Genomic DNA, 11,209 nt, shown 5'->3' with positions numbered 1-11,209 from the left:
GAAATCATTTAACGTAAACGGAATCATCAGCGATTTTCCAGATAGAATATGAACCAAAATTTTGACATAATAATAGTAGGTGGTGGAGCAGCAGGTTTTTTTACTGCTATCAATATTGTAGAGAAAAACCCCAAATTAAAGGTAGCTATTCTAGAACGCGGTGCAGATGTACTTCAGAAAGTTCGTATTTCTGGTGGAGGGCGTTGTAACGTCACCCACGCTGTTTTTGAACCTAACGAATTGGTAAAATATTATCCGCGTGGCGAAAAAGAACTTCGTGGTCCTTTCCATCAATTTTGCTCTGGAGATACTATAGCATGGTTTGAGAAACATGGGGTGGAACTAAAAACTGAAGACGACGGACGTATGTTTCCGGTTTCCAACTCTTCCCAAACTATTATCGAATGTTTTTTACAAGCAACACAAAAACTGGGAATCGAAGTCTTGACAGGACAAAGCGTGCAATCTATTTTCAAGAAGGAAAACATCTGGAAAATAGAAACCCAAAACGAGAATTATATCGCTGAAAAATTAATTTTAGCTACGGGAAGCAACCCGAAAATATGGGAAATGCTGCAAACTTATGGTCACGCAATTGTAAGCCCAGTCCCTTCCCTATTTACCTTCAACATCAAAGACCCCCGCATCAAAGAATTACCCGGTGTGGCGGCACAAGTTACCGTGAGAGTTAAAGACACTAAATTGACTTCTACAGGGCCATTATTGATTACACATTGGGGAATGAGCGGCCCCGCCGTTCTAAAATTATCAGCCTGGGGAGCCCGAATCTTACATGATAAAAATTATCAGTTTACCATATTTGTCAATTGGCTGAATGATGTCGAAACAAATGAAGCCGAAAAAATACTAAAAGACTTGAAACAGGAACATGCCAAAAAAGCAGTTTCTAAGAAATCCCATTTTGATTTCCCAAACCGTTTGTGGGAAAGCCTAGTGCTTGCCTCTGGAATTGAAGCCGAAACCAAATGGGCCGATTTATCCAAAGTGCAATTGCAAAACTTATCCAATCAATTGACAAACGGAACTTTTCAAGTGAATGGAAAAAGTACTTTTAAAGAAGAATTTGTTACTGCAGGCGGAATCGATTTAAAAGAAGTCAATTTCAAAACCATGGAAAGCAAGCTACATGAAAACCTTTACTTCGCAGGTGAAATCGTGAATATCGATGCGATTACCGGTGGGTTTAACTTCCAAAATGCGTGGACGAGTGGATTTATATTGGCGAATGGGATTTAGTTTTAAATCTAATCTCACTAAAATAGATACTTAAATGTTTAAATTCGAAAAGTAACAATGACAGGACTATGATCACTTAGAGATTTCCATTCATTGTAATCCCCAATTTTGACACTTTCCATTTTAGACAATAAATCGATTGAAACAAAACAATAATCTATGTGATAGGATTTATCTAAATGTCGGTACATAAATAACGTTGGATGTTTTTCTGTTCCTTGTTCTTGATTGAAAAATTTATGGTAAGTGCTAAATATTTCTTTTCTTTCTAATTCAGAAACAACTGAAGAGTGATTTGCGAGCCGATGTTTTTTATCCCAAATTTTATTGCTATTAAAATCTCCGACTAGGATTGTTCTTTCATTAAGTATTAGTTTTTCATAATAATTAATCGCTTTCCATACTTGTTCAATATATGCACCTTGTTTATCTTGTGGGTTATTTGCCCAAATTGCAAATAGAGTAAAATCAACCTTTCCTCCTGTAACTTTCAAAGGTAAAACTGTTTTAATCTCTGGATTATGAATTTCAAGCAATTCTAATTTATAATCTCCATAAGAAAAAACACCTAATCCTTTATTACTATTTGTTCCATACCAAACATAATCTGATGGAGCTAAACCATCCTGATTAAAATTCAATTTGTCGGGGTGCTCACATTCAGGAATAATCAAAATATCTGGCTTTTCAGCCAAAATAAATGTTGCTTTTTTTCTAAAAGCCATATTGCAATTCCAAGTGATAATTTTCAATTAAACATAATTTTATCTATTCAGCCACCAAATACTTCCATTTAAAACAGCAGCAAAACTTACCCAAGCCAAATACGGTAGGAATAAATAACCGGCGATTTTATTAATTTTAGAAAACTGAAGGTAGGTTTCATAAATCATCAACCACAGAATAATGATCTCCAATCCTGCCAACATGGGGTTGTGTAAGCCGAAGAATAAATACGACCACAACGCATTTAGCGCTAATTGTATCGCAAAAACGATTAATGCTTTCTTTACATTTTCTTTATCCGATTCCATACGATCCCAAACGAGTCCAGCAGCTATTCCCATCATAATATACAAAGTACTCCATACCGGTGCAAAAATCCAATTAGGCGGATTAAAAACTGGTTTTATTAAAGTTGGATACCAATCTAAGATGGCAGAACGGGTCACGGTTCCAGAAAAATAACCAATCGCAAGACAAGTAACAACAACAGTAAGTATTTTGGTAAGCTTATTCATTTTGGTTTCCTATTTGTGTCAAAAATAGTCAAAACTATACAAGGAAATAAAAAACAACCTTAAATTTCATGGAATCATACATACAACGTATAATTTATCATTCCGACAGAGGAGCAATCTCCGTAAAGTGCGCCGTTTGCGAAGATTCCTTCTTGGTCGGAATGACAATCAAAACAAGAAAAAAGAATTAACCGACCGATCAGAGAATACTGCAAAAAAAGTATCTTTACCTAAATTTTATATTTCATGTTGACAACAAACGATTTTATCCCTAAAGCTTATTCTCATAATATAGAAAGTGGCGAGTTCCAGTGGAGTGCTCCCAGCAATATCGCTTTGGTGAAATATTGGGGGAAAAAAGACAATCAAATTCCGGCTAATCCATCGGTAAGTTTTACTTTGAATAACTGTAAAACGATTACTAAACTGGCTTTCGCCAAAAAAGAAAATAAAGATAGTTTTTCATTTGATTTACTTTTTGAAGGAAAACCTAAAGAAGATTTTAAGCCGAAAATTCAGAAATTCTTAGAGAGAATTGAAGTTTACCTTCCGTTTTTGAAAGAATATCATTTTACAATTGATACACAAAATACTTTTCCGCATAGTTCTGGGATTGCTTCTTCGGCATCTGGAATGGCGGCTTTAGCGATAAACTTAATGAGTATTGAGAAAGTGCTGAACCCTGAAATGACTGACGCCTACTTTTACCAAAAGGCATCCTTACTCGCTCGTTTGGGATCTGGAAGTGCATGCCGTAGCGTAAAAGGACAAGTAGTGGTTTGGGGAAACCAAGCTAATATTGAAGGTAGTTCTGATTTATACGGAGTCGAATTTCCAAATGCCATTCACCAGAATTTCAAGAATTACCAAGATACTATTCTATTAGTTGACAAAGGAGAAAAACAAGTATCGAGTACCGTGGGACATGATTTGATGCACGATCATCCCTATGCTGAAAGGCGATTTGAGCAAGCACACGAAAACCTAGATAAACTGATTGCTATATTTGAAAGCGGTAATTTAGACGAATTTATTAAAGTGGTCGAAAGTGAAGCATTGACTTTGCACGCGATGATGATGACTTCGATGCCGTATTTTATTTTAATGAAACCCAACACCTTGGAAATCATTAATGCGATTTGGAAATTCCGAAATGAGACTAAAATCCCGGTCTGCTTCACACTCGATGCCGGAGCGAATGTCCATGTTTTATATCCCGAAAACGCTAGCGAAAAAGTTTTGCAATTTATTAAGAACGAATTAGTTGGCTTTTGCCAAAATGGGCAGTACATTTGTGACGAAATTGGTAACGGATCGATTCAGTTAGTTTAATAATGACTACCTTTACATGCCCCATCTATTTTCAGGCATTAACCTAGCAATCACATTAATGAAAGGACCTTTATTTTACTCAAAAATATTACTCTTTGGAGAATATGGAATTATTCGTGACTCTAAAGGGTTGTCTATCCCTTATAATTTTTATAACGGTGCATTAAAGAGAAATGAAGATCCATCACCTCAAGCCATCGCATCGAATGCAAGTTTAAAACGTTTCACTGATTATTTAGAGACACTACAAAACGATCATCCAGAATTGGTTACTTTCGATTTAGGGGAATTAAAAAGCGATGTTGAAACCGGAATGTACTTTGATTCTAGTATTCCACAAGGATATGGTGTAGGAAGTAGTGGCGCACTAGTAGCAGCTATCTACGACAGATATGCCCACAACAAAATTACTATTCTTGAGAATTTAACTCGTGAAAAATTACTGCAACTAAAAAATATATTCTCTCAAATGGAAAGCTTTTTTCACGGGAAAAGTTCAGGATTAGACCCCTTAAATAGCTATTTGAGTATTCCGATTTTAATTAATTCAAAAGACAATATTGAAGCAACTGGAATCCCTAATCAAACTTTGGACGGAAAAGGAGCTGTGTTTTTATTAGATTCAGGAATAATTGGAGAAACTGCCCCAATGGTTACGATCTTCATGGAAAACTTAAAAGACAAAGGATTCCGTACGATGCTGAAAAATCAGTTCGTCAAATATACCGATGCCTGTGTGGACAGTTTCTTGGGTGGAGATATGAAGGCTTTGTTTATGAATACTAAAAAGTTATCAAGTGTAGTTTTGAATAACTTCAAACCGATGATTCCAGAACAATTTCATGCTATATGGCAAAACGGAATCGACACTAACGATTACTACCTAAAGCTATGTGGTTCTGGCGGAGGTGGCTATATCTTAGGATTTACCGAAGATTTAGAACGTGCTAAAATTTCCTTGAAAGACTATAAATTAGAAGTGGTATACCAGTTTTAATTTGCAATATAAAATCAATTTAAAGCTTAAAATCCAACGTGATTTTAAGCTTTAATCTTTTAAAAAAGTACGATGTTGAGCAGGAAGCAGAAGCTTTTAATAATGAAGATCATAAGTTTATTCTCGGTAGTAAGAGGGTATAATATTCCCGTTATTATCCTGGCACAATACCTTTCGGCCATCTTTATTCTAGCTCCTGAAAAAAGAGCACTCGCCATCCTACTTGATCTCAATTTATTTCTGCTTGTTTTTGCTTCCTCATTAACCATTGCTTCGGGGTACATCATCAATAATTTTTATGACAGCCGAAAGGACCTAATCAACCGCCCTCACAAATCCATGCTAGACCGGCTGGTGAGTCAGAAAACAAAACTTAACGTTTACTTTTCGCTTAATTTCATAGTTGCCCTAACGGCCCTATTTATATCATGGCGTGCTTTTCTATTCTTTTCAACATACATATTCTTCATTTGGTTTTATTCTCACAAGGTTAAAAGATACCCTGTAGTGGGGAATCTAACTGCTGCTTTACTGGCTGTCATTCCCTTTTTTGCTATATTATTACATTACTATAACGACCTTAGTTTTGAAGAATTCGAAAATTACAAAGGACATTTCGCCGTTATTTTTGCCCATGCCAGCTTCCTTACACTGTTGCTTCTTATACGCGAAATGATCAAAGATTTAGAAAATATAAAGGGCGATTTAGCCAATGATTATAAAACCATTCCAATTGTTTATGGCGAAATGGTTTCTAAACAAATTATCACCGCCCTAACGGTATTGACCGTGTTGCCCGTGTACGTCCTGATTGAAATTTATGATGTGGGTTATATGGATATTTACTTTTATGCTAGTCTAATTATCTTGATTTTCTTTGTCATTTACTTGTGGAAATCCAATAAAAAAGAACAGTACTTATTACTTCATAATGTACTTAAATTCATAATCGTCGCTGGTGTCTTTTGTATTGTACTCATCAATCCATCCGTATTATGGAACGGAAAAAAGCTCTTATTGCTCATTTAAGCAACAATCATTCTGGTACAACCTGATTTTTCTGTTTTGCTAGCCCCGATTGAAATGGCATCCTTTTATCTCGTTCTAAAAACGAGATAAAAGGTACAGTGGAAAGCGGGAAACAGCTCCAAGAAAACAAAATAAAATCTTCTTAATTAGATAGTTAGCGTATTATAATCACCATCTATCGATTAGCAAAAATATAAATACTATCTTTGCGCAAATTATAGAATATTATGAATAATAAGGAAGGCAATAATAAAAAAAGCGGTGCTAGACCTACGAGTTCTAGACCTAGCTCAAATAAGCCAAAACCTGCGATGCAAAAAAGGGCACAAGGGCCAAAAAAAGTAAAAATAAACACTAAAGTTGCAGAAGTAGTTTCTGACAAGGTGGAGAAGAAACCGAATCAGGCGCCTAAAAGACCTAAAGTTAAAGACGAAATTCGTTTGAATAAATATATAGCCAATTCTGGTGCTTGCTCCCGTCGTGATGCTGATATTTACATTCAATCTGGAAACGTAAAAGTAAATGGAATTCCTGTTGTCGAAATGGGCCACATGGTTAAACCAGGGGATGTCGTGAATTTTGACGGAGCTGTTTTGACTCCTGAGAAGAAAGTTTATATCTTGTTAAACAAACCTAAAAACTTTACAACAGCTCTTGACGAAGGTCAAGAATTTCGTAATGTTTTAGAATTGGTAAAAGGATCTACAACTGCCAAAATTGGCGCTGTAGGGAGAATGGATAAGAATACGACTGGTCTTTTGTTGTTTACTAATGATACAGACATGTTGCGTAAATTCACTTTACCAAGCCAAAAATCATCTAAAATATACCATGTATCTTTAGATAAAAACCTAAAATTTGAAGATTTAGAAAAAATCAACAAGGGGTTAACTCTTGATGGGCACCGCGTTTTTGTAGAAGACATAAGCTATATTGAAGGAGAAGCTAAAAGCGAAATAGGTTTAAAATTAAGATCATCAAATGTAAAAGTAGTGCGATCTATTTTTGAACATTTCAGTTATGATGTTTTAAGAATTGACAGAGTTTCGTTTGCAGGTTTGACTAAGAAAAACTTACCAAGAGGAAACTGGAGATTGCTTACAGATCAAGAAATCATCAACTTGAAAAACGTATAATACTTCCTTGACATTATAAAATTAAAATCCCTTTTGTGACCAACGAAATGGGATTTTTTTAATTAAATAGACACCGCCATGACACCAGAAAAATTACAATCAATTGCTTTTAAATGGTTTGAAACCTTTAACAACAAAGAATTAGAGAAGCTATTATCTCTATACGATGACGATGCCGAACATTTTAGTCCAAAATTAAAAATACACCAACCGGAAACGAATGGTCTTGTAAAAGGAAAGCAAGCGTTACGAGAATGGTGGCAAGATGCCTTCAACAGGTTACCCAGTTTGAATTACAAAGTAAAATCGCTTACAGCAAACGGAGATCGTGTTTTCATGGAATACATAAGAACTGCCGAAGGGGAAGATGAAATGCTTGTTGCAGAAGTATTAGACATAAGAGAAGATAAAATTGTTGCTTCCCGCGTGTATAATGGATAAACCAACAGTTAACTCACTTTAAACAACTACAACTAATTTAATTTTTCAATTTAAGATCCCATTTCGACTGACTCGATTTGGGATTCCTATTTTAATACCAAACGAACTTCTGTTTTAGTCTAAATCCTTATAGTACGATGCCGATGAAATATGAAAATATTCACTAATTTTGAATATCCCTCATTTTGTCAGAACTTCATCCTTTCGAGGTTTATCACCTTCAAAATAAAATAATGCGTATACTACATCCGAAAATATTTTTCTTATTACTAATTACGGTCACCAGCTGCCAACAAAACGCTAAACAACAAAACGTTACCAAAAAAGTAATCGTTCCTACTTTCAAAACCCAGACGTCCGATTCATTGAGTATTGACTTAGTTGATTTGCAAAAGCAAGGTAAACTAAAAGACACAACTTTGATAACAGTGTACGATGACCCGGTATACCATAGCACTAAACGCTACGTCGCAATTCCTTTGAGAGCATTATTAGACAACTATACTGCCATTCAAAACTTAAAAGCAAACAAATACCAAATCGTCTTTGAATGCGAAGACGGATACAAACCGATGATGCCTCTGCAAAAATTCATCGCGCTACAATCATTTCTCGCTGTCAGAGACGCGGATGCACCACAAGGAGCATTATGGTCAAAAATTATTAAAGACGGGCATGAAATGAAAGCGGCTCCATTTTACTTAGTTTACCAAGGCACTTCCACGCAAGACACTAATCTTAAATGGCCGTATAACCTTATAAAAATACATCTTTTCCCCAACAACCAAGATAGAGCCTTATTATTCCCAAAGAATGATCCCGCGGCTCAGGTTGGCTTTGAATTATTCAACAAAAACTGCGTTACTTGTCATGCCATCAATAAAACTGGCGGGACTAAAGGACCCGAATTAAACTACCCGAAAAGCGTAACCGAATATTGGCATAAAAACCAATTGAAGGCCTTTATAAAAAATCCGACGTCCTTTAGAAACGGAGTAAAAATGCCCACACCAAAAAATCTAACCACAAAAGAGATTGATGAAATCGTTTATTATTTAGAATATATGGCAAATCACAAACAGTTAAGAACAGTTAAAGCCTACACAAAGCTGAAATAAAGTTCCCATTCAGACATAAGAAACGGTTCTAAACCGAGATGCTTTTCTAGTTTTACCGCATAAAGAGAAAATTATTGATAAATAGTTTTACTCAAACTACAATTAATCCCAAAATTCAACTTTTTTTAATACTTTAGCTACAACTATCTAATACCCAATTTCTATGAAAAGATCAGCAGTCCTTATTTTGGCAAGCCTATTTTCCATATTGTTTGTCAATTGTAAGAAGGAAAACAATAAAGAGAATGTAAAAGAGAACTTTAGCGCTTTAACCAAAAGCTATTTTGACGATAAAAATGCGCTAGATCCTTTGGGTGCAACGCAAAATGGTCAGAACGAATACAACGACCAATTACAATTTGAAATGACTACTAGTTTCAGAAAAGCGCAATTGGCTTTTTTTAATAAATATCAAACTGCCTTAGATAAGGTAAAGGAAGCTACACTTACACCAGAAGAAAAAAACAGTTATGAAATTATAAAATGGGAAGTTGAAGTGGGCAAAGAATTATTACAGCAGCCTACAAACCTGATGCCTATTCATCAGTTTTGGGGAACCCACTTAACAATGGGGCAATATGCCGGCGGAACCAGCGCACAACCATTTAAAACAGAAAAAGACTATACTAATTTCCTAACAAGAATGGAGAAGTACAGCGTCTGGCTAGATTCAGCAATGGTTTACATGAAAAAAGGAATCGAACAAGGAGTAGTATTACCAAAAGCGTTGACTGTAAAAGTGATTCCGCAGTTTGCAGATATGCCTACCGCTGCTATTGAAGACAATCTGTTTTACTCTTCCATAAAATTAATACCGTCCACATTTTCTGAAAAAACAAAGAAGGAATTGACTGCAAAATATACCGCAGCAATCAATGATAAACTGATCCCTCAATTTAAGAAAATGGCTTCTTTTCTTCAAAACGAATACCTACCCGCTTCAAGAGCAACAAGCGGAGTAGGAAGTTTGCCTTTTGGAAAAGAACTATATACTACCTACGCAAAACAGTGGACTACGACCGAAATGACACCTGAAGAGATTCATGCATTAGGATTAAAAGAAGTGGCCAGACTGAATTCAGAAATGGAAAAAGTAAAAACTCAGGTCGGATTTGAAGGAACCTTACTAGAATTTTTTGATTACGTAAGAAACAAACCCGAGTTAAAACCATTCACAAAGCCAGAGGAAGTAATTGCCAATTTTGAAAGAATTCACGCTATTATAAAACCAAATGTGGACAAATTATTCTCCTTACAACCAAAAACCAAGTTTGAGATTAGGAGAACAGAAGCCTTTAGAGAAAAAACAGCCAGTGCAGAATACAGTCAAGGAGCAGCAGATGGATCTCGCCCTGGTGTGTTTTATGTACCAATACCAGATATTCAAGAATATAACATGTATGGTGATGAAGACTTGTTTTTGCATGAAGCAATTCCTGGACATCATTTTCAAATCTCTTTACAACAGGAAAACGAATCTCTGCCTGATTTCAGAAAGTACAATTGGTTCGGCGCTTACGGTGAAGGATGGGCTTTATATGCGGAGAGTTTAGGTAAAGAATTAGGGCTATATACTGATCCTTATCAATATTTTGGCATGTTAGGAAATGAAATGCACAGAGCGGTACGGTTAGTTGTTGATACAGGAATGCATAGTAAAGGATGGACTAGAGAACAAGCCATTCAATTTTCAATGGAAAATGAAGCTGAAAGCGAAGCCGCAATAACCACGGAAATAGAGTGTTATATGGCTATTCCCGGACAAGCTCTATCATATAAAATTGGCCAATTGAAAATCATGGAATTGCGCAAAAGAGCGCAAGACAAAATGGGCACCAAATTTGATATAAGAAAATTTCATGAGAAAGTGTTGGAATCTGGTGTAATGCCATTGGCTCTATTGGAAAAAAAGATTGACACTTGGATAAATGAATCCAAATAATTAAAAATAAAAAAGATGAGAAAATTATTGGTAAACACATTATTACTGTCGTTTGTAGTATTCAGCGCGAATGGACAACAACTATTAGATAAGCTAAGTCCAGAGGGACCCAGCGCTTTGTATCGAAATAATGTCTTAAATAAACAAAACGACCAAAAAATTGAAGGATCTGAGTATTTAGTTTCTGAGTTTAGATCTGCAGCGGTTTCTGGCGTACCGTCACAAATTATGATTCGTTACAATCCACTAACAGACATGATGGAGGTTCAAAATGAAAAAAAAGAAGTTTTTTCGTTAATAAAAGACAAACCTTACAGCACCATAACAATTCTTCAATCTAATGAAGTAATAAAACTTTTAAATTACCGAACTAATGAGGGAGACACAAATGGATACTTAGTTGAATTATTTATTAATAATGACGTTAGTTTACTCAGGAGAGATAAAATCAACATTCAACAAAGAAAAGAAGCCGTAAACACCTATCAAGCCGCTAAACCTGCTAGTTATGTTAAAGCAGGCGACGAATATTTTTTATGTATTAAAAGTGAAACGGCAATACCGATGCCAAAGAACAAGAAAGAGCTTCAAAAACTTTTCCCTACAAAAAACGACGAAATTTCGGTTTATCTAAAAAATAACTCTTTTTCTTTAAAAGATGAGAAAAGTAGCATTGAAATAATAAAATTCATATCCAATTTCTAAATCATAAAAAA

Annotated in this window: 11 protein-coding genes; 9 read left to right on the top strand and 2 right to left on the bottom strand. The window is 35.4% G+C overall.

Going from position 1 to position 11,209, the window contains the following annotated elements; translation table 11 throughout:
* Positions 1-48 precede the first annotated feature (48 nt).
* Positions 49-1,257: an NAD(P)/FAD-dependent oxidoreductase gene (locus tag A3SG_RS0115635; protein ID WP_016990945.1), complete on the top strand. Its 1,209-nt coding sequence runs from the start codon at positions 49-51 to the stop codon at positions 1,255-1,257.
* Positions 1,258-1,295: 38 nt separating this feature from the next.
* Here A3SG_RS0115635 and A3SG_RS0115630 read toward each other — a convergent pair whose 3' ends face one another.
* The gene (locus tag A3SG_RS0115630) at positions 1,296-2,009 is read right to left on the bottom strand and encodes an endonuclease/exonuclease/phosphatase family protein (protein WP_029596851.1); all 714 of its coding nucleotides are present in this window, start codon (positions 2,007-2,009) and stop codon (positions 1,296-1,298) included.
* Between the two features lie 12 nt (positions 2,010-2,021).
* Positions 2,022-2,498 carry a TspO/MBR family protein gene (locus A3SG_RS0115625; protein WP_016990943.1) on the bottom strand — a complete coding sequence of 159 codons (477 nt, stop codon included), beginning with the start codon at positions 2,496-2,498 and terminating at the stop codon, positions 2,022-2,024.
* A 246-nt stretch (positions 2,499-2,744) separates the two neighbouring features.
* Here A3SG_RS0115625 and A3SG_RS0115620 point away from each other — a divergent pair, with 246 nt between their 5' ends.
* The 8 genes from A3SG_RS0115620 (at position 2,745) to A3SG_RS0115585 (ending at position 11,198) form a co-directional block, all read left to right on the top strand.
* Positions 2,745-3,830 carry a diphosphomevalonate/mevalonate 3,5-bisphosphate decarboxylase family protein gene (locus A3SG_RS0115620; protein WP_016990942.1) on the top strand — a complete coding sequence of 362 codons (1,086 nt, stop codon included), beginning with the start codon at positions 2,745-2,747 and terminating at the stop codon, positions 3,828-3,830.
* 58 nt (positions 3,831-3,888) lie between these two features.
* Positions 3,889-4,827, top strand: a complete 939-nt coding sequence (locus tag A3SG_RS0115615) for a mevalonate kinase (RefSeq protein WP_016990941.1) — start codon at positions 3,889-3,891, stop codon at positions 4,825-4,827.
* 72 nt (positions 4,828-4,899) lie between these two features.
* A complete protein-coding gene (locus tag A3SG_RS0115610) occupies positions 4,900-5,856 on the top strand; it encodes a geranylgeranylglycerol-phosphate geranylgeranyltransferase (RefSeq protein ID WP_016990940.1) in 957 nt (318 codons plus the stop codon).
* A gap of 227 nt (positions 5,857-6,083) precedes the next feature.
* A complete protein-coding gene (locus A3SG_RS0115605) occupies positions 6,084-6,992 on the top strand; it encodes a pseudouridine synthase (RefSeq protein ID WP_016990939.1) in 909 nt (302 codons plus the stop codon).
* Positions 6,993-7,070: 78 nt separating this feature from the next.
* The gene (locus A3SG_RS0115600; RefSeq protein ID WP_016990938.1) at positions 7,071-7,433 is read left to right on the top strand and encodes a nuclear transport factor 2 family protein; all 363 of its coding nucleotides are present in this window, start codon (positions 7,071-7,073) and stop codon (positions 7,431-7,433) included.
* Positions 7,434-7,666: 233 nt separating this feature from the next.
* Positions 7,667-8,551, top strand: coding sequence for a c-type cytochrome (locus A3SG_RS0115595; protein WP_050979845.1), 885 nt, complete (start codon positions 7,667-7,669; stop codon positions 8,549-8,551).
* 163 nt (positions 8,552-8,714) lie between these two features.
* The gene (locus tag A3SG_RS0115590; RefSeq protein WP_016990936.1) at positions 8,715-10,493 is read left to right on the top strand and encodes a DUF885 domain-containing protein; all 1,779 of its coding nucleotides are present in this window, start codon (positions 8,715-8,717) and stop codon (positions 10,491-10,493) included.
* A 15-nt stretch (positions 10,494-10,508) separates the two neighbouring features.
* Positions 10,509-11,198, top strand: coding sequence for a hypothetical protein (locus tag A3SG_RS0115585; protein ID WP_016990935.1), 690 nt, complete (start codon positions 10,509-10,511; stop codon positions 11,196-11,198).
* Positions 11,199-11,209: the final 11 nt, after the last annotated feature.

The organism is Flavobacterium sp. ACAM 123 (assembly GCF_000264055.1).
GTDB lineage: Bacteria > Bacteroidota > Bacteroidia > Flavobacteriales > Flavobacteriaceae > Flavobacterium.
This window is presented reverse-complemented; position numbering and strand designations above follow the sequence as displayed.